Origin of the sequence: Methyloglobulus morosus KoM1 (genome assembly GCF_000496735.2) — a bacterium.
GTDB lineage: Bacteria > Pseudomonadota > Gammaproteobacteria > Methylococcales > Methylomonadaceae > Methyloglobulus > Methyloglobulus morosus.
Map to the genome: position 1 here is coordinate 1 of NZ_AYLO01000096.1, position 23,485 is coordinate 23,485.

General features: G+C 48.3%; 15 protein-coding genes. 10 read left to right on the plus strand and 5 right to left on the minus strand.

Features of this window, described 5'->3' with window-relative positions:
- Positions 1 to 161: 161 nt before the first annotated feature.
- The 7 genes from MGMO_RS12635 to MGMO_RS12665 all read left to right on the plus strand — a co-directional run bounded on the left by MGMO_RS12635 (position 162) and on the right by MGMO_RS12665 (position 14,480).
- Entirely contained in the window at positions 162 to 2,774 is a 2,613-nt protein-coding gene (locus tag MGMO_RS12635) for a YbcC family protein (protein WP_023495451.1), read from the plus strand.
- Positions 2,771 to 4,645, plus strand: a complete 1,875-nt coding sequence (locus MGMO_RS12640) for a proton-conducting transporter transmembrane domain-containing protein (RefSeq protein ID WP_023495452.1) — start codon at positions 2,771 to 2,773, stop codon at positions 4,643 to 4,645. Before MGMO_RS12635 ends, MGMO_RS12640 begins: the two co-directional genes overlap by 4 nt.
- 393 nt (positions 4,646 to 5,038) lie before the next feature.
- Complete coding sequence (locus MGMO_RS12645; protein ID WP_023495453.1) at positions 5,039 to 6,505, plus strand: complex I subunit 4 family protein; 1,467 nt, start codon at positions 5,039 to 5,041, stop codon at positions 6,503 to 6,505.
- Between the two features lie 5 nt (positions 6,506 to 6,510).
- Complete coding sequence (locus MGMO_RS12650) at positions 6,511 to 9,798, plus strand: DUF2309 domain-containing protein (protein ID WP_023495454.1); 3,288 nt, start codon at positions 6,511 to 6,513, stop codon at positions 9,796 to 9,798.
- A 1-nt stretch (position 9,799) separates the two neighbouring features.
- The gene (locus MGMO_RS12655) at positions 9,800 to 11,362 is read left to right on the plus strand and encodes a proton-conducting transporter transmembrane domain-containing protein (RefSeq protein WP_023495455.1); all 1,563 of its coding nucleotides are present in this window, start codon (positions 9,800 to 9,802) and stop codon (positions 11,360 to 11,362) included.
- 5 nt (positions 11,363 to 11,367) lie between these two features.
- Entirely contained in the window at positions 11,368 to 12,942 is a 1,575-nt protein-coding gene (locus MGMO_RS12660) for a complex I subunit 4 family protein (protein ID WP_036307931.1), read from the plus strand.
- On the plus strand, positions 12,939 to 14,480 hold the full coding sequence (locus MGMO_RS12665; protein ID WP_023495457.1) for a complex I subunit 4 family protein: 1,542 nt from the start codon (positions 12,939 to 12,941) through the stop codon (positions 14,478 to 14,480). The genes MGMO_RS12660 and MGMO_RS12665 overlap by 4 nt, the downstream gene beginning before the upstream one ends.
- A 76-nt stretch (positions 14,481 to 14,556) precedes the next feature.
- Here the strand turns inward: MGMO_RS12665 and MGMO_RS12670 are convergent, their stop codons facing one another.
- The 4 genes from MGMO_RS12670 to MGMO_RS12685 form a co-directional block, all read right to left on the minus strand.
- Complete coding sequence (locus tag MGMO_RS12670; protein ID WP_023495459.1) at positions 14,557 to 15,561, minus strand: class 1 fructose-bisphosphatase; 1,005 nt, start codon at positions 15,559 to 15,561, stop codon at positions 14,557 to 14,559.
- Positions 15,562 to 15,685: 124 nt separating this feature from the next.
- Positions 15,686 to 15,958, minus strand: a complete 273-nt coding sequence (locus MGMO_RS12675; RefSeq protein WP_023495460.1) for a SemiSWEET transporter — start codon at positions 15,956 to 15,958, stop codon at positions 15,686 to 15,688.
- A 595-nt stretch (positions 15,959 to 16,553) separates the two neighbouring features.
- Positions 16,554 to 20,513 (minus strand): ATP-dependent RNA helicase HrpA, encoded by a 3,960-nt coding sequence (gene hrpA, locus MGMO_RS12680; RefSeq protein WP_023495461.1) that lies wholly within the window; start codon positions 20,511 to 20,513, stop codon positions 16,554 to 16,556.
- Between the two features lie 26 nt (positions 20,514 to 20,539).
- On the minus strand, positions 20,540 to 20,854 hold the full coding sequence (locus MGMO_RS12685; RefSeq protein ID WP_152976361.1) for a hypothetical protein: 315 nt from the start codon (positions 20,852 to 20,854) through the stop codon (positions 20,540 to 20,542).
- Between the two features lie 152 nt (positions 20,855 to 21,006).
- Between MGMO_RS12685 and MGMO_RS12690 the strand changes: the two genes are divergently transcribed.
- The gene (locus tag MGMO_RS12690) at positions 21,007 to 21,984 is read left to right on the plus strand and encodes an SIR2 family protein (RefSeq protein ID WP_023495462.1); all 978 of its coding nucleotides are present in this window, start codon (positions 21,007 to 21,009) and stop codon (positions 21,982 to 21,984) included.
- A gap of 107 nt (positions 21,985 to 22,091) precedes the next feature.
- On the opposite strand, the gene MGMO_RS20020 is transcribed toward MGMO_RS12690, so the two are convergent.
- Entirely contained in the window at positions 22,092 to 22,316 is a 225-nt protein-coding gene (locus MGMO_RS20020; protein ID WP_055725656.1) for a hypothetical protein, read from the minus strand.
- 180 nt (positions 22,317 to 22,496) lie between these two features.
- Between MGMO_RS20020 and MGMO_RS12700 the strand changes: the two genes are divergently transcribed.
- Positions 22,497 to 22,754, plus strand: a complete 258-nt coding sequence (locus tag MGMO_RS12700) for a type II toxin-antitoxin system Phd/YefM family antitoxin (protein ID WP_023495463.1) — start codon at positions 22,497 to 22,499, stop codon at positions 22,752 to 22,754.
- Positions 22,755 to 22,826: 72 nt separating this feature from the next.
- Entirely contained in the window at positions 22,827 to 23,351 is a 525-nt protein-coding gene (locus MGMO_RS12705; RefSeq protein ID WP_023495464.1) for a type II toxin-antitoxin system VapC family toxin, read from the plus strand.
- Positions 23,352 to 23,485: the final 134 nt, after the last annotated feature.

Genomic DNA, 23,485 nt, shown 5'->3' on the forward strand with positions numbered 1-23,485 from the left:
GTGTGATGGCAGAATTACCTCATTTCCCAGCACCAACAAACATTGTCGAAAGCAATTATGGCATGACTAATGCTTAAGAAATTGCATGGATACTCGATTAAAAGGATTAATCGAAATTGAACACATAAACACCTCTACTCTGCCAGACACTGAGTGTAAAAATGCTGAATCAAACTGAGACAACTGCGCCATCGGATAGTACTGTATCTTCGAACTCATCTGCTGTGCAATCTACGGTTACGTTCGACCTGGATAAAACCATCGACCATATCGCACACTGGCTACCCACCCAAGGCCCAATCAAGGACTTTATCCACCACAATACCTTGCATGCCGTCCAACACCTGCCTTTTCATGAAGGAGTGGCCTTGGCTGGAAAAATGTTCGGCGCGCGCAGTTACTTGCCGATGGCGGATTACCAAAAACTGTATCAACAAGGCCGCATCAAGGATCATGCAATCGATTGGGCATTAGAACGAACCGCATTTTCCGCGCAACAACAGGAAAGCCTCAAGCAAAGCTTGTTCGAGCAGGACAGTAGCGGCCATTACCCCCCAGTTTCCCTTGCCAACCATGGCATACGCACAACTTGGATCAAACATATTGAGTTGGAACTCAATATGTTAGTGCACCCTATCCTGTTCCGCTTACTGGGCAATTTTCTTGACCAAGGCATCAGCCGTTGGACGCTCCCCAAAGATGGGGAATGTTTTTGGGATTGCGTCATGCGCCTAGCCCAAAACAGTTTGCTGCCATTGTATCCCTTTCAGGAACCTATCGTCCGTGACCTGCTAACCAAAGACATGGGCCATGTTATTCGGATTTGTCTTGAAAAGATCGTCGGTGACAGTGCGCTTTATGAGCAATACCTGTTAGAAATGTTACTGGCACATCCGGGTTGGGCGGGTATGGTTCGGATCGTCGAAGAAAATCCGCGCTCCCTCCTTGATCCACGCAGCATCTCCTTGAAAGAGATGATCGCGGTGGAACTAGTTTGCGAACTTGCTTTTTTGAACAAAAACAAAGGGACAAGCTTTCCAAGCGTTGCAGCCACGCCTTTACCTCACAACACTACCTTGCTTAAAAACGGCCTACCGAAACCAGATGTGCCGATTCGGTTGAAAGTCTGGCATGAGGCAATGGAGTGGTCGTTGCACACCGAGTTATTGGTCGCCCTGAAACCTAAAACCGTCACTAAAAATGCCCAGGCGAAGCCTTACGTGCAAGCCTTCTTTTGTCTTGATGACCGCGAGTGCTCCTTGCGACGTTACCTGGAAGAAATTGACCCCGGCATTGAAACCTTTGGGGCGGCTGGCTTTTTTGGTATCGATTTCCTTTATCAAGGCCTGGATGATGCCTATCCGGTTGCGCAGTGCCCTGTCATTATCACGCCGAAGCATCTGGTCAGGGAGTCGGAGCTACAAACAAAACCGGAAGAAGAACCTAAAAAAGATACGGTTGCACATTTGCATTTTAGGTCGCACTCCGTATTCCGGGGTTGGTTGTATACCCAAACCTTGGGACTGGGTTATGCGGCACGAATGGCCTGGGACGTATTCCGCCCTGGTTCAAAATTGCCTAAACTAAAAATGTTAAGCGAAGTCGACTCCCATACCCATCTCCATCTGCTTAGGGAGAGCGACACACCCACCAAGGACGGTTACTTATTGGGCTTCTCTTATTCGGAAATGGCGGATAAAGTCGGCGGCTTGTTGACGAATATCGGCCTAACCAAACGATTTGCGCCACTTGTCGTGATAGTTGCCCACGGATCTAGCAGCGTTAACAATCCCCATTTTGCTGCTTATGACTGCGGTGCCTGTTCCGGCAAACCGGGCGCACCCAATGCCCGCGCCTTCGCGTGGATGGCAAACAATGAAGAAGTCAGAAAAATCCTTTATAGTCGCGGCATTGAGATTCCGGGTGGCACACGGTTCGTCGCGGCACTGCACAACACCAGCCGTGATGAAATCACGTATTTCGACAACCATTTGTTGGAAGCTTATCCAGCAGAAGGCTTGTCCACTTTCCAACAAGTTATGGAAACGGCTTTACAACGCAATGCCCGTGAACGTTGCCGATGGTTTGAATTGGCACCTAATTCCAATACCTTGGAAAAGGCGCATGGACATGTGACGGCCAGAGCCACCTCCATATTCGAACCGCGCCCCGAATACAACCATTCCAACAACCTATACTGTATCGTCGGCAGGAGAAAACTGACTCGGGATTTGTACATGGATAGGCGCGCCTTCCTGCACTCTTACGATCCTGACAAAGATCCCGCAGGCAATATCCTGGTGCGGATAATGTCTGCAATTATCCCCGTTTGTGGTGGCATTAACCTTGAGTACTTGTTTTCACGCATAGACAATTCCGTCTACGGCGCAGGCACCAAGCTACCGCACAACGTAATCGGCTTGTTGGGTGTTGCCAACGGTGTCGAAGGCGACTTGCGTACCGGCCTGCCCCAACAAATGATTGAGGTGCATGAACCGGCACGCTTACTCATCGCCGTCGAACAGACTTGCGACATCCTGGACAAAACCCTAGCAAATCTCGGCGAACTCAACGAATGGCTGGTCAACGACTGGGTGTTTTTGGTGGCCTGCCATCCAACAACCGAAGAACAATTTTTGTATAACCGTGGAAACTGGGAACCGGTCAAGCTACCTGATATTTTGGAAATACCGACAGCCACAGAACCGGAAGGCATTTTCATGGATCAAACTAAGACTATCCCCGTCCATCAACTGATGAGAAGCCAAGCATGAATGGATTAATGTTAGCCAGCTTGCTGCTGCCGTTATTAGGCTTTTGGTTAATTTTTTTATCGCCCAACAACGAAAAAAAGATCGCGGCGATCAGCTTTTGGTGTAGCCATGCGATGGGGCTCGCCATTGTTTCCCTCATCATCCTGTGGGCAACCAACGGTTTTGCCAGTCATGAGTTTGAGTGGTTTACGCTGTATACCGATGATGACTACACGTTCCCGGTCTTGCTGTACTTTGACCGGGTCAGTGCCGTTTACCTGGGCTGTGTCTGGGCGATATTTTCCATTATCGTTAAGTATTGCCGCTATTATTTGCACCGCGAGGCAGGATACAAACGGTTTTTCCTGACGATTTTCAGTTTCGTATTCGGCTTGAATATCGTGATCTTATCCGGCTCTATCGACATCCTGTTTGCGGGTTGGGAAATTGTCGGCATGTCCTCGTTCCTATTGATCGCATTTTATCGCCATCGTGTGCAACCCGTGCGTAACTCGCTCAGGGCTTATGCCGTATACCGCTTTTGCGACATCGGCCTCCTTCTAGGCTCATGGATGAGCCACCTTTTATTCCACGAAAGCCAACATTTCAGCCAGTTGGCTAATTTGTTTGAACATACGTCTTTCCCACCTGCGGGTTATGGCTCGTTGCTCCTGCTGTCTTCCCTGATTATTATTGCGGCATCAGGAAAATCAGCACAATTTCCGTTTTGCTTTTGGCTACCCAGGGCAATGGAGGGGCCAACACCGTCCAGTGCCATCTTCTACGGTGCATTGTCGGTGCACCTGGGCGTATTTTTATTACTAAGGACCGACCCAATTTGGACTTATCATTATCTAACGCGCTTTATCGTGTTTCTGATTGGGTTGCTCACGGTGCTAGTCGCAAGCCTATCGGAAAAGACACAGTCGAACATTAAGGGACAAATCGCCTACGCCTCGATCACCCAAGTAGGCTTCATGTTTATCGAGCTCTCTTTAGGGCTGGATACCTTAGTGTTGATACATTTCTTGGGTAATGCTTTCTTGCGCTGCTACCAACTGCTGGTGTCCCCTTCCATTGTCGCCCATTTACTGCGGGTGGAAGGGAATGCCGATACGGACTTTTTTATCAAAAGCGATACAAAATTCGCTTTCTTGCCCGTATCAATCAGGAATACGTTACCCGAAGTGTTACAGAACACCTTATATGTATTCTCCTTACAGGAAGGAAATCTGGAATTGCTGATCCGCACCTTTATATGGGAATCGCTAAAGCGTACGGGTATAGCGATTAACAATACGCACGCTTGGATAAAGGTTTTATATGGGTTGGCTGTCATCGGCATTATCTTAGTTGCCTTTGAAGATATAGGCATCGCCGAAAAATATTTATCTATCCCAATATCAATGGGTATGGTGTTTGCTTCCCTCAGCGCATTCGGGCAAACCAATAAACCCATCAGCGTTTGGACAGGTATTGCTGTCAGTTCCATTCTGGCAGGAATAGCGGTGCTGTTCTTAAATCCCTTGGCGAAATCGGATGTTGCGATATTTTTAAGCGGCATCATACCCGCCTGGTTATTGGGAATAGCCGTTTTGTTTAAAATGATAAAAAATCAAGACCCTACTGAGTCGTTGTTTACTTATCAGGCGATGGCGGAGACCCATCCTAAACTTTCCTCGTTATTGTTCTTAAGTTTCCTGTGTTTGGTCGGATTCCCGATTTCCCCGGCCTTTTTGGGCGAGGACTTGTTGTTATCGCATGCCAGCAGTCACGACCCCTGGTTTGCCTTGCCCATCACTATCGCCTTTATTATCAACGGTATAGCTGGTGCCCGTGTTTTTCAACGCTTATGTATGGGTAGGCCTAATGAAATCAATACAGCATCCTGAGCGAATAAAAAGCTAACATGTCCCTTGAAATTTCAAACCATCAAGCCTAACCAGGTTATGCGTAGATATCAAAAACTTTAGGGGGTGCTCACGAGTAACTGTCAATAAAATCTGGAATGACTTTGTGCAGGTTGAAAATGCATCGGCCATATTTTTAGGCCTAAAAACAGGCTTACGCTTGATTAGGCGCTAATCGAACGGATAGTAGCGGTGCAATAACTTCAACCTATACGGCAGATCTTAAATATTGTGGTATCTTTATGACATCGATTAATGTACGTTACCAAATAGTCGGATCTGGTTTGCTGCTTGGGTAGAGACAATCACCCCACGTCATGAACCCATGCCAGAAGCCAAAACAAATCGCTCGAACAACTAAATAAACTTTCAGTGATGGAGATACTCAGCTTTCAACTTTGGACTCCCGCCATAGGTGCGTTAACACTGGCTTTTATTCCTTCACAAAAAACCCAAGTTATCCGTTGGGTCGCCCATATTTTTACCACGCTTGCTTTTTTGATTAGTTGTTTCGTCATTTCTTCTTACGACCGGCACAATGCTGACTTGCAATTTAACGAGTTGTTTGTCCTTAACCCCAAACTTGGCAGCGCTTATGCCTTAGGGGTAGATGGCCTGTCTGCGCCAATGCTCGTGCTGGCAACCTTGCTGACTTCTGTGGCGCTATTGGCTTCTTTCAGCGTGACAAAAGGGATTAAGGGCTACCATATCTGTATCCTGATGCTTGAATTCGGCATGTTGGGGGTGTTTTTGTCCCAAGACTGGTCCATTTTCTACATCTTTTGGGAACTGAGCTTAACGCCCTTATTTTTCCTGATAGATCGTTGGGGCGGCAAACGGAAACATGCCGCCAGCCTCAATTTTGTCATGTATACCATGGGCGGCTCGGTCTTTATGTTGCTGAGTGTTATTGCCATTTACCAGTATGTGCCCGGCCATGATTCCTTGATGACCGATATGAGCATCGCTTCCCAGCACATGCCCAAACATCAGCAAGTCCTGGCCTTGTTGGGCTTTTTGATTGGCTTCGGGGTTAAATTGCCGATCTTCCCCCTGCATGGCTGGTTGCCCCTTGCCCATGTCGAAGCCCCCAGCCCAATCAGCATCTTGCTTTCCGGTATCCTCCTAAAAATGGGGGCTTATGGGTTGATAAGAACGGTGACGATGTTGCCCGAAGCCGCCCATGCCTTGCAGCCCTTGCTGGTATTCCTGGCGTTATTCGGGATGATCTATGGTGGCTTGCTGGCGTGGCGACAAACTGACCTTAAAGCGATGGTGGCGTATTCCTCGGTCAGCCATATGGGGATCGTATTACTGGGTATCGCCGCACTCAACGAGACGGGTCTGAAAGGCGCCGTGTTGCAAATGGTGGCGCACGGCCTGATTGCCGGTGCGATGTTCTTACTGGTGGGCCTGTTGTACGAACGCACCCATACCCGTAATATCCAGGATTACAGTTCCCTCGTTCAGGTCATGCCGCGTTTTGCGGTGCTCATGACCTTGACGTTATTCGCAGCGATGGGGTTGCCCGGCTCGGTCGGCTTTATTGCCGAACTGTACGCCTTGATTGGCGGCTTCCAAGAATGGGGAGGACTGATGGTGTTGTTCAGCCTGAGCATCCTAATCAGTGCCGCTTACGCCATCCGTACCATCACCTTATTGTTCACTGGACCTGTACGTCCGCAACTGCAACATATCCAGGACTTGCGGCCTTATGAATTGGTCGCTGCCGGAATCCTGGTTTCAGGCATACTGTTGTTCGGCCTGTTGCCTGCACCCCTGATCGAACTCTCGGCGTCAACTATCACGCAACTGCATCACCAAGAAAGTGACAGGTTCTAATTGCCATGTCAGCACATCACCCAGAACTAGAAAGCGCTAATGTAGGCAACCATGACCTGATTACGAGGGCGTTGGTACATTTGGGTCATGTTCTGCCAGCCCAAGCGCCGATACAGGATTTCGTCCACCACAACACCTTACACGGTTATCAACACCTGCCTTTTGAAAAAGCACTGGAAGAAGCGGAAAAACTGACAGGCATTTCTGCTTACCTACCTGAAGACAAAAGCCGCGAATTTTATCGACAAGGCCGGATTAACGACGAAGATTTGGAGGCGGCTTTCGCCCATAATCCAAAGTTAAAGCACAAAGAACTTGTTTGCAATCTGGATGGTAAAACCATTTACCGCAAAGATATTTATCGGATCGCCCTGTTATACGATCTCCAAGCGATTAGCCTTAGCCAACTGAATTGGCAGATCGAAGAACTGGCCGCACTCGATACCGCCCAAAGCGATGTACCAGATGCTGCCAGAAATGAGTTGCTCGGCATGGATAACGCCAACAATAATGCGGCCCAAAACCCGATCAGGCAACTTTGGTCTAGTTTATGCCTCCAATTAGAACTGAAACCGGAAGCCTTACATCCAGAGAATATGCTCGACCTGTCGCTGGAGCAAACCGAACACTGGCTGGATGAAACCCGAGACAGCGCCACAATCCACCAACACACGCGGGAACTTGCCCGTACCGCTTTACAGCAATTTTTTGCAGAATTGGGCGACAACATCAGCCTTCGTGGTTTTGTCCTTGCCTTGAGCGGAAAGGATGTATTGGACGTTATCCGTCCTCAAATGATACGGATATGCGCCTCAGCTTTGGACGAAGGCGTTGCCCCTTGGCAATTACCGGAATGCAGCCAGTTGGGCTTGTACGGGGCGTGGCGAAAAATCGCCCAATATGATGCCTACCCATTCTTGCACGAATTACCTGATTGGCCTCAAATTATGTCCGAGTTGCCGGAAGATGCCATTGGCAACATCATCCTGCAACTGGAACATCTTGAACTGCCGCGAACACAATGGGAAGGCTATTTACGCCGCCTCGCCCTGGAATTACCGGGTTGGTCGGGAATGATTAACTGGCGGCAACAGCATCCCCGATACTATACGGCAAATAATGTGGTTCCCACTCTGGCGGACTATTTGGCTATCCGACTGACATTAGACAGGCTGTGGTTGAATCAGGKGTGCAGGGCGGTCTGGAAGTGTGAGGCCAAACTCAGTACGTTGCTGGCTTATTTCAGCAAGAACCTGTCTGAATTTGTGGTGCGCCAACATTTGTATAAAGGCGGCTTACCGGAATATCTCACCCAACAAGCCGAACTGCTTACCATTCGGGCGGGTTCAGAAAGGCAATGCCGCTCCGAATGGCAGCACTTGGCAGACCTGATTTACACTTGGCAAACCAGCCCAATGGCAGAGAAATCTGCGAATAACACTGTCAACAACACCGCTTGGCGGTTGTTTCGGCTGAGCCAACACTTGGGGTTGAACAGTAAAGCCGTCCAACAATTGACTAATCCTGACTTACTGGCCTTGTTGTCGGTACTCAATGAATTTAACTTGAAAGAACGCAGCAAAGTCTGGTTGACGGCTTATGAAAGGCACTACCGGGAAGATTTATTCCAAGCCTTGCGCGCCAACCACAACCGTGGACGCTGGGCGAAACGGGAAAAATCGCCTGAAGCACAAATCGTCTTCTGTATGGATGAACGGGAAGAAAGTTTTCGCCGCCACCTTGAGGAACTCAATCCGGAAATCGAAACCTTAGGTGCCGCTGGTTTTTTTGGCGTTGCCATGAATTACAAAGGCCTGGATGATGCCAGGGTTACGCCCCTATGTCCGGTCATAGTGACACCGGCGCATGAAGTTCAAGAATTGCCGGGTGAAGGACAAAATCGGCCAATACAACGTCATCACCAAGGGCGGAAATTAAAACTGTGGTTCGCCAATTTATTACATCACGGGCTACGACGTAACCTTATTAGGTCATTGCTCACAATCAACCTTGTGGCACCCATCACTTTTCTGGGCTTACTGGCTAAGTCGCTCATCCCTTTACCCCAAAATAAATTGCTGACAAAAACGGCAAAAGGCCTATCCGGCACTGTCAATACCCGATTGCTCTTTACCTCAACCGATACCGCCACCGTCGCTACGCCGGAGCGGCCTAAACTCGGGTTCACCGAAACTGAACAGGCCGATCATGTGGCCGGTTTTTTCCGAAACACAGGCTTGACCTACGGTTTTGCGCCGTTGGTTGTCCTGATGGGGCATGGTTCCATGAGCCAAAACAATCCCCATCTGGCCGCATACGATTGCGGTGCTTGCAGCGGTAGGCATGGCGGGCCTAATGCACGGGTTTTTGCGGCAATGGCTAACCAGCCTGCTATTCGTCGACACTTGGTCGAACGCAATATTCATATCCCTGACGGGACTTGGTTTATCGGTGCCGAACACAATACCTGTAGCGAAGAGATCAGTTGGTTCGATACTGAATCTATCCCTAAAGAAAAGCAGGATGCATTGACAAAGTTACGGCAGCAATTAAAACGCGTACAACAACTATCGGCACACGAACGTTGTCGCCGTTTGGCTTCTGCCCCGCGTAATCCAGAACTTCCCGAAGCACTGAGGCATATCGTAGAGCGATCCACTGATTTCTCCCAAGCCCGCCCCGAACTAGGCCATTGCACCAATGCATCTGCCGTGATCGGCAGGCGTTCGGTCACGCAAGGCGTGTTTTTTGACCGCCGTATTTTTTTAATTTCGTATGACCCTACGCAAGACCCCGACGGCAAAATAGTCGAAGGCATCTTGCTCAATGTCGGCCCGGTGGGCGCAGGCATTAACCTGGAATATTATTTTTCTACCGTCAATAACGACCGCTTAGGCTGCGGGACAAAAGTGCCGCACAATATCGTCGGGCTGTTTGGCGTGATGGAAGGTACGACCAGTGATTTGCGTACGGGCCTACCCAGCCAGATGATTGAAATCCATGAGGCTATGCGTTTGCAGCTTTTGGTAGAAGCAAAGACTTCGGTACTTGAGGAAATCTATGCGCGGCAGGAAAGTCTGCGCGAATTGATTGCGGGAGGTTGGGTACTCTTAAGCACTATCGACCCTGATACAGGGGAAATCTTCATATTCGAGCGCGGCGTGGGCTTTGTCCCTTGGCAAGCAGGCACAAAAAAACTTTCGGTTTTTGAAAAATCGCCGGACTGTTACCGCAACCAGACTTTACCCGTTCCGCCCGCATTGATTAAACAACCTGAATTTGTGGGCGCTTAACATGGATGCACTGGTCATTTTAATACCGCTTATGCCCCTGTTTGCTGCGTTTGTTATCGGCATCGCGCATCTTTTTGGTGCCCTAAAAGGTGAAGCGAGCGAGACGTTTACTGCCCTGACGGCAACGTGGGCTATCAGCATGTCGTGCTTGTTGGCCTTGGTCTTATTGGGTGCGGATTTTTTGCACAGGAATGGCGATGCATTTACGGTTGGCTTGTGGTTGGACAGTGATGCCCTGAAAATAGACCTTGCCTTCATGACGACAGGATTCAATGTCAAACTGGCTGCGTTGTTTGCCGTGCTGTTGATGGTTATCACTCGGTTTTCAATCAACTACATGCACAGGGAAGCCGGTTATCACCGTTTCTTTTTTATCCTGAGCCTGTTTTCCTCTGCGATGTTTTTGCTGATATTGTCCGGCAATGCGATAGGGACTTTTGTGGGTTGGGAGCTTGCCGGATTATGTTCTTATTTGTTGATTGCTTATGCGTATGACCGTCCGGTTGCCGTTGCCAATGCGACACGGGTGTTTGTAACGAATCGGGTTGGCGATGCAGGGTTCATTTTGGGCATTGGATTAAGTTTTGCGTGGATCGAAAGCCTCAATTGGACTGATATCAACGCGGCAGCGGCTGAATTAAGCAAGGGTGAAGCGGCGGTTATTGGGCTTTGCTTTACAGTCGCGGCGTTGGCAAAATCCGCGCAACTGCCGTTTTCGCCTTGGCTGGCACGGGCAATGGAAGGCCCTACGCCGTCTAGTGCCGCATTTTATGGCGCAGTGATGATTCATGCAGGGGTTTTTTTGATCATTATGCTTGCTCCATTAATAAGTCAAACGCCTCTTGTAAGGGGCGCTCTTATTTTCTCAGGCACAACAACCGCCCTTTATAGCTATTTTGTTGGGCTGACCCAGACAGACGTGAAGAGTTCTCTCGTGTTTGCCACCACCGCGCAATTGGGCTTGATGTTTCTGGAGTGCGGACTGGATTTTTGGCAGTTGGCAAGTTGGCATCTGTGTGCCCACGCTGTAGTACGTTGTTACCTGGTATTGACGGCGCCTTCGTTGATGTTCAATGTCAAGGACAACCCCATAAAACCTGTTTCGCCCATGTTGGGAAACAAACGATGGCTGTTTGTGGCATCCTTGCAGCGGTTTTGGGTAGAACAAATCACCGACTGGGCACTGGTAAAACCTGTCCGTCATTTAGCGCGTGATCTCAGTTATTTTGATGACAATATTGTTGACCGCCTCATGGGAGTCCCTGCACCTGCGATCAGTGCAGCATCTTCGCTCGCACAATTGGAAGAACGTGCATTCGGCGCAAAATTAGAAAATGGTTCGGACAATTTTGTCGCCGGCACGGGTTTGATTGGGGAGTTGGCGAGCTCGACAGCAGGCTTAGTCCACTGGTTTGAAGATCGCTTGGTCTTGCAGGGGGTCAGCAAAGATGCCTTGCACGTTGGCCGGGAGATGGGGCATCTTGCCAACAAATTTGAAACCTTGGTGCTTAGGCCGCGCTATCTGGTCTTGCTGGTCTTTATCACCTTACTGGTCGCTTTTTAAGGCTTGTGATTACGCCGACGACCTTTTGGCAGGAATCAGTTGGCTTCCCTTTGCTGACGACGATGGCTTTTACCCCATTAATAGCCATGGTAGCCGTACTGTATTCGCATTCGCCAGCGATGACGAAGCGGGTGAGTTATGCGGCTACTTCCTTAAATACCCTGCTCAGCCTTTATTTGTTGATAAAATTCGATGTCGACAAAGCAGGCCTTCAATTTGCAGAACAGTTCAGTTTTTTGGGATTAAGTTACAGTGTGGGCATCGATGGTTTAAATATCTTGTTTATACCATTGATTGCCTGTGCAACGCTTTTGGTCCTGATCTATATCTCTGCTACCCAAACTTCGGGAAATAGCCGCTTAATCGCAGGAGTACTCGGCTATGAAGCCATTCTGATGGCCGCGTTTTGTGCCATGAATGTATTGCAGTTCTGGTTTTTGACTGTGGCGGAATTGCTGCCGCTCATTTTGATGGCTAAACAATCTGAGTTAGACCAAAAAAAACGCCACTTGGTCGTCAGGCTATTACAATTTTTTGGCGCCAGCCTGTTCATGACATTGTGTGGGTTTTTATTGCTCGCATTCGGCCTGATCGATTCAGAACACCCCCTGACTTTCGATTTTATGACCCTAAAGAGCAATAATGCCTATCTGCATGACGAAACCTTAATTTTCATCCTGCTGTTTTATGGCTTTGCCATCCGTATGCCGTTGTTTCCTTTTCATGGTTGGCTGCCGCTATTGGTCGAACAAGGCAAACTTACCAGCATGACGGTATTTATCATTGGCCTGAAACTGGGTGTTTACGCGATGATCCGCTTTATTTTCCCTTTAGTCCCTGGGATAGCGGAACAATGGGCAAACTATGTCCTTATACTTTGCCTCATCAGTATTTTTTATGGCGCGTTACTCGCGTTCATGCAAAACAACATTTACCGCTTATTGGCATTTGCCACAATAAGCCATACGGGTATGCTGGTTTTTGGGCTATTCAGCTTCAACGAACATGGCTTGGAAGGGACATTATTGCTGTCCCTGGTTTATGGCTTGGCTTCCCTCGGCATGTTGTTAAGCATCAGCCTGATTAATGAACAAACCCGAACTGTCATGATACCGCGCTTGGGGGATTTGTTTGACAGCCATACTACCTTAGCATTACTGTTTATGATAACAGCCCTGAGCACTATGATTATGCCGGGTTCTTTGGGGTTTGATGCGGGGCATCTGCTCTTGGAAGGTGTGATTGAGGAGCACGAATGGGGTGTTTCCATTACCATCCTGACAGGGCATGTGTTGGCTGCCGGATTCCTGCTGTGGGCGTTTCAACGCATGTTCCTGGCGAGTTCAAAACGTCATATCCATTATTCCAGAAATGACCAAACCATCAATCAAGAACGGATAATCGCGCTCATAATATGCTCTTTGCTTATCGGTACGGGCTTAAACTCCATGCCCTTGCTTAACCTGATTGAAAAAGATGTCGCCGAACTTGTCCGCCAATATCCGGTGCATAGCTCTCAAGATGGAGCTGAAACGCCCAATGACAACGTTGAAACTGATGACAAGGATGCCGCCCCGTGACCGACACGAATATTCCCTGGCTCAGTTTGCTTATCATTTTTCCGTTGCTGGGCGCAGTCGCAACCGGACTTACCCGAAATAATGATCGGGTAAGGAAAATTGCGGGCACGATTGCCGTCATCGAATTATTGGGATCGCTACTCGTCTTGTACCGGTTCGATTCCGGAGACGGGCAATTTCAACTGCTTGAACACCACGCCTGGATACCCGACCTCAATATCGAATACCTGTTAGGGATAGACGGACTCTCTGTTTTATTCCTGCCCATGACCGCTTTTGTCACGCTCATGGCAATTGTGGCTTCATGGAATTCGGTACAGCACATGAAGCCTTTCCATTACGCCCTGTTACTGGCGCTGGAAGGCATTACCATCGGCGTTTTTACCGCCTTGGATATGGTATTGTTTTTCCTGTTTTGGGAACTCACTTTGCCGCCTATCTTTTTTTTGATTGGCTTATGGGGAATTGGCCCGCATCGGCGCATGGCTGCCGTCAAGTACACATTGTTCATGTTATTTGGAGGCGCGGCCTTATTGATTGCCATTGTTATACTGGCGCTCAACTCAGCTCCCCATATAGACGGCGTAAGCACACGGATGGTCTTCAGTTTGCCCACCTTGCTCGAAAAACCGTTGCCAGATCAATTGCAAAGTACGGTATTTTTGTTATTGCTGTTAGCGTTTGCTGTCAAAACGCCATTAATCCCTTTTCATACTTGGATGCCCACTGTCACAATGGAAGGCTCACCTCAGATAGCGGCCTTATTGACCGGATTGAAGCTGGGGGCTTACGGCATTATCCGCTTTACCATGCCGTTAGCGCCATCTGCCGCCGTGGAATACAGCTGGATGCTCGGTGTATTGGGCGCAATAACACTTATCTATGGCGCATTAATTGCCTTATTTCAAACTAACCTTCGACGTCTTTTAGCCTATTCCAGTATCAGTCACGTCGGCTTGGTGGTTGTAGGTATCGCCGCATTGAATATGCAAGGTATACAAGGCGCGATCTTCCAGTTGTTCAACTTTACGGTAGTCGCCAGCTCGCTTATGTTGATTGCGGGCTTTATCCAACACCGCCTAGGCAGCACAGAAGCGGTCCACTTGGGTGGTTTGGCTAAAGTTATGCCCAAATTAAGCTGTTTTTATTTTATATTTGTCTTGGCAAGTATTGGGATACCCGGCACAAGCGGTTTTCCAGCGGAATTATTGTTGATTGTCAGCGCGGTGGAAGCACACCTGAGCTTGGGCATCACGGCACTTGCTGCAGCAGTACTCGCAGCCGCCTATATGCTGGACTTCACCCGCAAAGCGTTCTTTGGCCCGATCATTCATCAAACCGTTGGGCAATCGCAAGACTTGCGCCGCCGTGAACTGCTATTGCTCTGTGTCCCGGCGTTGCTGGTCCTGATATTCGGATTTTTTCCCAATATTATTCTACACACTTACGAAAAAGCGGCCGACGCTTGGCTGTCGCGGATACTGGAACAACCCGTCACCCAAAGTGATGCGGTTGCTGGGATCACTTTTTCAGAGTAAGGTTTTTTTCCTTCCTATGGGATAGTCTTGCATTGCCGTATTGAGGAAATCGGCAAGCGCTCTGGCGGCAGCCATTTCAATTTTCCTGATGATACCGGACAATTCGTTCCACTTCATGCTTGGAACCTAAAATCAACGGGACTCGTTGGTGTATATCGGTTGGCTTTATATCCAAAATCCGCTCACGTCCAGTTGTACATACCCCCCCTGCCTGTTCGATGATAAATGCCATCGGATTGGCCTCGTACATGAGCCGTAGCTTGGCGGGTTTTTCAGGGTTGCGGCAATCCAAGGGATACATGAATATCCCTCCCCGTGTCAGGATACGGTAAACCTCGGCGACTAAGGAAGCGATCCATCGCATGTTGTAATTCTTTCCCAGCGGCCCTTCCGTACCTTGCAAACACTCAGCGATATAGCGTTGCACGGGCGGCTCCCAAAAACGCTGGTTGGTCATGTTGATGGCGAATTCGGCGGTTTCCTCGGGAATCCGCATGTCCCTGTGGGTGAGAATAAATTCGCCGATGTCCTGATCCAGGGTAAATGCATTAACGCCGTGCCCGGTCGTCAGCACCATCATAGTCGACGGCCCATAGAGGACGAAACCCGCACACACTTGTTCTTCCCCTTTGCGGAGGAAATCTTGCAAATCGGCATCGATACCCTCTCGAGACCTCAATATGGAAAAAATAGTGCCCACCGCGAGATTGACGTCAATATTTGAAGAGCCGTCCAATGGATCAAATGCCACCAGATATTTGCCCTTAGGATAATGGCCTGGAATCTTTATCATCTCGTCGATTTCTTCCGAAGCCATACCCGCCAAACGCCCCGTCCAGTTCAGCGCACTCACCATGATGTCGTTGGTGATGATGTCCAGCTTTTTTTGCACTTCGCCCTGGACGTTCTCAGACTCGGCACTGCCTAATACACCGATTAATTCGCCTCGGTTGACATAGTGCGATATTTTTTTACAGGCCGTGGCAATATCATTAAGCAATGCCGTAAATGATCCCGAGGTGCCTGGGAACTCACGTTGTTGTTCGATGATGAACTGGGTTAAAGTTACTTTATTGGTCATTTAATTTTTGTCTCCATGAATATCGCCAGGATAAGGGGTTTCCTATTTTAATTGTCGCTCTAAACACCGGGCACGAGCCATATCGGTTGGGTTTTTTGTCCCCTCGCTTGCTAAACAAGACCCGCTAAGTTTTTTTACAAAGGGTATGGTAAACCTTAAACGCGAGTATACAGGCCGCCAAGGCCAGAGTAATCGCGTTTGAAATAATGATGGCATAATCGACCAAGTAAATGCCGTAGATTAGCCAACATAAAACACCCAACGTGAACAAACCATACATGCCTAGCGAGAGCGACGACGTGTCCCTGGTTTTGATCGTCATGATAGCTTGAGGGAAAAACGAAACAGTCGTTAAAGTGCCTGCCGCATAACCGATAAGCTCTTGATTTATTATCATATTGTCAATTTATTAGTGGAAGTCTACAAAAAATATCAGACAGGGATAAAAATAGTGCGACAGAAATAATCGCCAATTCAATGAGATGGAGCTCTTTGCCCTTTATAAGCAATATATGGGATTTATTCAAAGCCGGTTAACTTCACAATTTTATACTTCATTACTTTCATTAATTTTCGTCGCAAATTATACCCCGTTAGCGGTGGTTTATATTTAATCAAACGCCCAAAATTTGGAAGACATTAAAATCAGCCGTCTATTTTTTAAGCCTTGTCCTTCCTATAACAAACTGATTTCCAAATATTTGTGAACCACTTCACAGTTATGCACAAATCCTGTGGATAACTTTGTGGATAATATGTTTTTTCACCTCCTTAGCAATCGGTTTTACTGGCTTTTACTTAAATTGTATACAAACAAGCCAATTGATTAATACCTTTTATTATCAATAATTTACAAAATCATTGCCTACTCGGCGAGCTTTATTGAAAACCTCTCCTAACCCATTGATTCTTTCTGTGTACAAACAATTTGGAATCGCTGACTTTTTTGTCATTATTGGATTACAAAAAACAAGAAAATGCTGTTTTTGTCCTTATTTCCGCTCATCCCAAACCTTATCCAAGCGTTTTGACGAAATGGGATACGCCGTTTTCAATTGTTGGGCAAACAGGGACACCCGGAATTCTTCCAGCATCCAACGAAACGGGTCTTGCTCTGGAATGAAGGGGTTTTTTTTTGCTTTTTTCTCGACCTCATTCCAGAATCGGGTAGCATAGCGGCTGATTTCCTGGATTTTTTGTCCATCGCTGTCAGGCTTATCGAGGCGATAAGTGATCGCTTTTAAATAACGGGGAATAGCCTTAAGCTGCGAGGCGGGCGTATAGCGAACAAATCCGGCATAAATCAAGAGCCCTAGCTGTCCGGTTATGTCTGCTAGCCGGGCATCTTGACTATTCAATTGGCTGAGTTTGGTTTTGATTTCATTAAATTGCGCCATGATGTCCAATGCCGTTTTGCCCAACTCATTGGCGGTCGTCATAAGTTCCGCTTTATTGTCTTTCAAGCTTTGTTCAAAGGCTTGCTGCGTCCTAATGGCATTGCCTTTGAGAAACACACTACAAAAAATTGAATGCAGCAAGTCGTCTTTGAAGTTAGTTTTGCTGTCGCCATCACCGCCCTGCCCTGCTTGCAAAATAGGATGTGTAGGCAATCGGTTATACGCTAATTCCAATGCCGCCGACTGCGGCATATTTTTCAGAAGATAGGTGCAGTCCTTGCGTAGTTGTAATTGCAATAAGCGGATCAGGCCATTCCGATGCATTTCCGTGGCTTTGGCTTCGGTGTCAAATATGCGTACCCCTACCGCATTGCCTTCATCCACAATGGCGGGAAAACCGACGAAAGCCTGTCCATTTTGGATGAATGAGTGCGTTTCCGGCAAATCATCAAAAGCCCACTGGATACAGCCTGTGTAATTGAGTTCATCGGCGGCAATCTGATCGAAGCTTTTGACGGCTTTTACTGCATGTTTCTCCTGCAATCTTTTTAAGTCCCGACCATAATCGAGAATGCCGCCTTGATCGTCGATAATCCTGAAGTTTATTCGTAAATGATCAGGCAACGCCTCCAACCCCCATAGATTGAGCGGAATCGATTCTCCCGTCAATTTGCGTAAGCGATTGCCCAGCCATTCTTGTACACTGCCTTTAAAGTCAGGTTCGATTTCAAGGCATTGTTTGACCGTGTCCGGCACCGGCACAAAATGCTTTCGGATTTGTTTCGGCAATGATTTCACCATCGCGATACACTTTTCTTCCAGCAAACCCGGCACCAGCCAATCGAAGGGCGCTTGCGTCAGTTGATTCAGTTGATGCACGGGTATAATCGCCGTCACGCCGTCTTCATCATGACCGGGTTCAAAACGGTACTGTAATTTTATGGTCAGGCTACCGATTTTCTTATTGTCGGGGAAATCCCATTCATTGATAGTGTGATCCTGTTCGCGGGTTAAGTCTTCCTTGGTCAAAAACAGGATAAGGGGATTGTCCCGCTCAACTTTTTTTCGCCATTGATCCAACGTAATGCCATTCACGACTTCCGGCGGCAAAAGCCGGTCATAGAAAGCATATAGCCATAATTCGTCTTCCACCAAATCGACCCGCCGCCCTTTATGCTGAATATAACCGACTTCTTCCAAGAGCTTTTGGTTGGCGACGAAAAAAGGTGCGTTGCTGTGGTAATCATGGCTGACCAAGGCCGATTGGATGAACAGTTCCCGGGCGGCCTTGGCATCCACGTTTTCATAAGGCACTTTACGGGCCGCTTGCAAGGTCAACCCGTACAATAATGTCCGTTGGTACACACCGCAACGTCCGGCTTTCTTCTCCCAATGCGGATCGTAATGTGTATGTTTCACCAAATGCCCGGCACAGGCTTCGATCCATTCCGGTTCGATCTTAGCCACGGTACGCGCGTAGACTTTAGACGTTTCCACCTGCTCCGCCGCCATGATCCATTTGGGTTTGAGCTTATGCAGGCCGGAACCGGGAAAGATGAAGAATTTCAGGCCGCGCGCGCCCAGGTATTCGTATGGGTCATGACGAAAACCGATATTCGACAGCAGTCCCGTCAGCAAGGCGCGATGGATTTTCTCATAACTGGCCTCATCGGTATTGGGATGGAACTTCAGGTCGCCCTTGATGACCTGCGTGATTTGGCTGTGGATGTCGAACCATTCCCGCATCCTTAAGTAAGACAGGAAGTTATCCTGGCAGTACTTCCGTAACTTGCTATTGGACAGGTGTTTTTTCTGCTCCTCAAAGGTATTCCAGATGTTCAACAAGGTCAAAAAGTCCGATTCGGGGTGGCGAAACGGCGCATGCTTGGCATCGGCCTGTTGCATCTTGTCGGCGGGTTTTTCACGCGGATCTTGTATGCTCAGCGCCGACACGATAATGGCGACCTCAGTCAGGCAATGCTCATGAGCCGCCGCGAGCAGCATACGCGCCAGCTTAGGGTCGGTCGGAAATTTTGCCAATTGCCTACCGACATCGGTGAGTTTGCCTTGCTTATCCAAGGCATTGACTTCGTGCAACACCGTTTTACCGTCGCGGATCATCTTTTCATCCGGCGGCTCGATAAAGGGGAAATCCTCAATATCGCCCAGATTCAGCGTCATCATCTGCAACATGACCGCAGACAGGTTAGTACGCAGGATTTCCGGTTCAGTAAATTCCGACCTAGCTTCGTAGTCTTCGTGTGAATACAGCCGGATGCATATCCCTTCCGCCACCCGCCCGCAACGTCCCGCCCGCTGGTTGGCGCTGGATTGCGAAATCCGCTCAATAGGCAAGCGTTGGATTTTGCTGCGATGGCTGTAACGGCTGATACGGGCATGACCGGTGTCGATGACGCATCGGATGCCGGGTACGGTGAGCGAAGTTTCCGCCACGTTGGTCGCCAGTACGATACGGATCTTGCCACCGACCCACAGGGATGTGGAAAGTGCGGACGCGGGTAGGGAACCAGCGCCGCCTTTGGGATTAAACACCCGCTCCTGCTCGCTCACGCTCAGCTTGGAATAAAGCGGCAGGATGTCATATTGCGTAGGGCGATGTTTCTTTAAGGAATCGGTGGTTTCGCGGATTTCCCGCTCGCCGCTCAGGAAAATCAGGACATCGCCGCGCAAATCCCGATACAGTTCATCGACCGCATCGAGAATCGCATTTTGCAGTTCATCGGTAGTTTCATCGTCCTCGTCTTTTTCGCCAATGGGACGATAACGGATGTCAACCGGATACGTCCGCCCCGATACTTCAAGGATGGGCGCATTGCCAAAGTGTGCGGAAAACCGTTGGGTATCAATCGTCGCCGAGGTGATAATCAGTTTTAAGTCAGGGCGTTTGGGTAACAACCAACGCATGTAACCCAGCAGGAAGTCGATATTCAGGCTGCGCTCATGCGCCTCGTCGATGATGATCGTATCGTATTGGTTGAGATAAGGATCGTTCTGCGATTCTGCCAGCAGGATGCCATCGGTCATCAACTTAATTAAGGAATCGGCATGGGTCTTATCGTTAAAGCGGATTTTATAACCCACCGATTTACCGAGCGGTTCGCCCAACTCCTCGGCAATCCGGTCGGCAACGGTGCGGGCGGCAATCCGCCTTGGTTGGGTATGACCGATAAAGCCCGCCGCACCCCGGCCAATCGACAAGCAAATCTTCGGCAACTGCGTGGTTTTGCCGGAACCCGTCTCGCCGCACATCACGACGACTTGGTTATTTTTAATCAACTCGGCAATCTCGTCTTTCTTGCCGGTAACGGGCAGGTCGGGAAAATTCAGTGCTGGGATGCTTGCCAGTCGCTTGTTGCGTTTAGCGACTGAATTCTCAATCCGTCCTGCCAAAGCTGTTAACTCATCGGCAGGATTTTTACCTTTCTGGAACTCACCCCGCAGCCGATCCAACTGCCGCTTACAGACGTGGCGGTCTTGGTTTAAGCAAAGCAGTAATTGTTGCGAAAGTTGCGTTATTTGTTCGGGTGTGGACATTACTACGGCGGGATGAAATGGGGGKATTATACGTCAATTAAACCCGTCATTCCGGCAGGGATTGCCGGAATCCAGAACACAGGGATGTGAAGATATATGGTGTCGCTAACGCGACGGATATTTGAATGTGGGTTCTCGTACCCACGGACGAGATACTTTTCTTTGCGCAGGCAAAGAAAAGTATCCAAAAGAAAACCGCCCGATGCCGCTTGCTTCCTGCGCTCCGTCGGTTTTATCGGGGTTTGCCAGAAAGGACATCCTTGTCCTTTTGGCAAAGTGCGGCTTCCTGCCACACCCCTCCGGGCTATTCCCGACAAAACCGCCAGTACTCGGCACGGCATAAGGGAATAGGCGGGTCATTGTAGGTTGGGGTGAACTTGTGAACCCCAACAAATATATTGGTCGGTGTCATGTTGGGGTTCGTGCCTCACCCCAACCTACCGTGCTACCGTACTGCTATAACCTTAAAATTTTAATAATAAAGTTCGTTCTCATGAAATATATTCTTTTACTTGGTGCCGGTTTCAGTCGAAACTGGGGTGGGCTGCTTGCTAATGAAGTATTCGAATTTCTGATTGGTCAGAAAGAAATCGCACAAAATGCAGACTTGAAGAATCTTCTTTGGAAGCACAGTAAAACTGGTGGTTTCGAGAACGCTCTTGCAGAAATTCAGGGAGTATCGGGTACTAATCATCAGAATCTTCGCAACCTCCAAATACTACAAACCGCAGTGTCGAATGTGTTTGAACGGATGAATAAGGCGTTCTTCGCCACCACTGACATGGAATTTCAGGAAGATGTTAATCAAATGCTTCGTACTTTCCTGGTGAGATTTGATGCCATCTTCACGTTAAATCAGGATGTGTTATTAGAGCATCACTATTTTCCACATATAAATCTCACGGGAGGGACAAGATGGAAAGGCGCTCAATTACCAGGTATGGAACGAATACCACATGCCTCAGACCTTTCCTGGGGAAGAGATACTTGGATACCGTTGCAAAATCAGGGATTTCAACTTGAAGACAACCTCCAACCTTGCTTTAAGCTCCATGGCTCGTCGAACTGGAAAGATTCTGAGGGTGGTTCCTTGCTAGTTATTGGAGGAAACAAAAGCAGCACAATTCAATCACATGCCGTCTTGAAATGGTACTTTAAAGAGTTCTGTCGTTATCTATCAGACCAAAATTGCAGGCTATTCGTAATTGGATACGGATTCCGCGATCAGCATGTGAACCAAGAAATCATTAACGCCGTAAACAAGGGTTTAAAATTTTTCATCATTGACCCTTCTGGTAGTGATGTTGTCCAACAGGCTAATTCCTCTTTTGGTGGTGCAATTTACGCTAAAAAAAATCCTCTTGACGATGCATTCGAAACGGGGTTGATAGGGGCTTCAAGGCGAAGCCTATCTGAGACGTTTGGAAATGATAGGCTTTCACATGAGAATATCATGTCTTTTTTTGATTAATCCAAAAAGCCAGCTCGGTAGGTTGGGATGAGGAACGAACCCCAACATGACACCATCCAATGTATTTGTTGGGGTTCACAAGTTCACCCCAACCTACGATTATCCGCCTATTCCCTTATGCCGCGCCGAGCACTGGCGGTTTTGTCGGGAATAGCCCGAAGGGGCACGGCAGGGATGCCGTGCTTTGCTGGAGGGACAGGAGTCCCTTCCAGCAAAGCCCGATAAAACCGACGGAGCGCAGGAAGCAAGCGGCATCGGGCGGTTTTCTTTTGGATACTTTTCTTTGCCCGCGCAAAGAAAAGTATCTCGTCCGTGGGTACGAGAACCCACATTCAAACACCCGTCGCGTTAGCGACACATCATTGTGTTCATGGTTCGACAAGCTCACCATGAAAGGATTATTTAATCTATCCCAAACAATAACGCAAAATAAGTAGCAACATCTCTACATAATTGCTATATTGTTAGAAACGTACTCACATATCTACATTATTTTTACCGAGAGGGTTGTCATGGTTATCACAACAATTTCCAGCCGCGAGTTTAACCAGGATGTCAGCCGGGTAAAACGTTCTGCCTCTAATGGGCCGGTGTTTATTACTGACCGCGGGAAGGCGTCGCATGTGCTGATGACTATTGAGGACTATCAGAAAATCACGGATAAAAAGGAAAGCATTGTCGCGTTACTGGCAATGCCTGAGACGGACGACATTGATTTTGAGCCGCCGCGTTTAAACAACGCCTTATATAAGCCAGCGGACTTGCCTTAAACAAGTTGATTTCATTAATGGTTCGACAAGCTCTCGGCAACTGCTCCATGCGTTGCCCTACCTCCTGCATCCATGCAGTCGACCACGAACGGAATCAACACCTTACCGTTCGTCCTAAGCTTGCACCACAGGCGCTTCCTTCGGTCGTCGAAGGACTTGTTCATAGCTTCCATAACCGCCATGTATTTGCTTGATACCAACGTCATTTCTGAATTGCGGAAAGCGAAGTCGGGCAAAGCCGACAGCAATGTTGTAGCGTGGGCTAATAGCGTTTCGGCAGCAAGGCTGTTTGTATCGGTGATTACGATTTTGGAATTGGAAACCGGGGTATTATTGGTTGAACGGCGCGACCCAACCCAAGGCGCCATCCTCCGTTCCTGGTTGAATGCCCATGTGCTGCCAGCGTTTTCTGAACGCATTCTTGCCGTCGATACGGCAGTCGCACAACGCTGCGCCAGATTGCATGTACCCGATCTACGGTCTGATTGTGATGCCATTATCGCTGCGACTGCTTTGGTTCATGGCATGACCGTGGTCACCAGAAATACCGATGATTTTAAGCCGACAGGTGTTGATACCAATCCCAATAAGTATTAATATTATGAACATAGGGTTATAATCATAATTTGGTATTGTTAAGTTAGTATAGCATTTGCTACACTTACCCAATTTGTAGGGGTAAAGGCTAATATGAATTGTCCAAAATGTGGTTCGACCGATTGCGGCAAAGA

What these genes read in the sequence shown, in the direction of transcription:
- MGMO_RS12705 (WP_023495464.1), top strand. Translation starts at nt 22,827, where the DNA reads ATGCAGTCGACCACGAACGGAATCAACACCTTACCGTTCGTCCTAAGC.
- MGMO_RS20020 (WP_055725656.1), bottom strand. Translation starts at nt 22,316, where the DNA reads ATGTGGGTTCTCGTACCCACGGACGAGATACTTTTCTTTGCGCGGGCA.
- MGMO_RS12670 (WP_023495459.1), bottom strand. Translation starts at nt 15,561, where the DNA reads ATGACCAATAAAGTAACTTTAACCCAGTTCATCATCGAACAACAACGT.
- MGMO_RS12655 (WP_023495455.1), top strand. Translation starts at nt 9,800, where the DNA reads ATGGATGCACTGGTCATTTTAATACCGCTTATGCCCCTGTTTGCTGCG.
- MGMO_RS12700 (WP_023495463.1), top strand. Translation starts at nt 22,497, where the DNA reads ATGGTTATCACAACAATTTCCAGCCGCGAGTTTAACCAGGATGTCAGC.
- MGMO_RS12640 (WP_023495452.1), top strand. Translation starts at nt 2,771, where the DNA reads ATGAATGGATTAATGTTAGCCAGCTTGCTGCTGCCGTTATTAGGCTTT.
- MGMO_RS12685 (WP_152976361.1), bottom strand. Translation starts at nt 20,854, where the DNA reads ATGCCGTGCCGAGTACTGGCGGTTTTGTCGGGAATAGCCCGGAGGGGT.
- MGMO_RS12675 (WP_023495460.1), bottom strand. Translation starts at nt 15,958, where the DNA reads ATGATAATAAATCAAGAGCTTATCGGTTATGCGGCAGGCACTTTAACG.
- MGMO_RS12645 (WP_023495453.1), top strand. Translation starts at nt 5,039, where the DNA reads ATGGAGATACTCAGCTTTCAACTTTGGACTCCCGCCATAGGTGCGTTA.
- MGMO_RS12635 (WP_023495451.1), top strand. Translation starts at nt 162, where the DNA reads ATGCTGAATCAAACTGAGACAACTGCGCCATCGGATAGTACTGTATCT.
- hrpA (WP_023495461.1), bottom strand. Translation starts at nt 20,513, where the DNA reads ATGTCCACACCCGAACAAATAACGCAACTTTCGCAACAATTACTGCTT.
- MGMO_RS12690 (WP_023495462.1), top strand. Translation starts at nt 21,007, where the DNA reads ATGAAATATATTCTTTTACTTGGTGCCGGTTTCAGTCGAAACTGGGGT.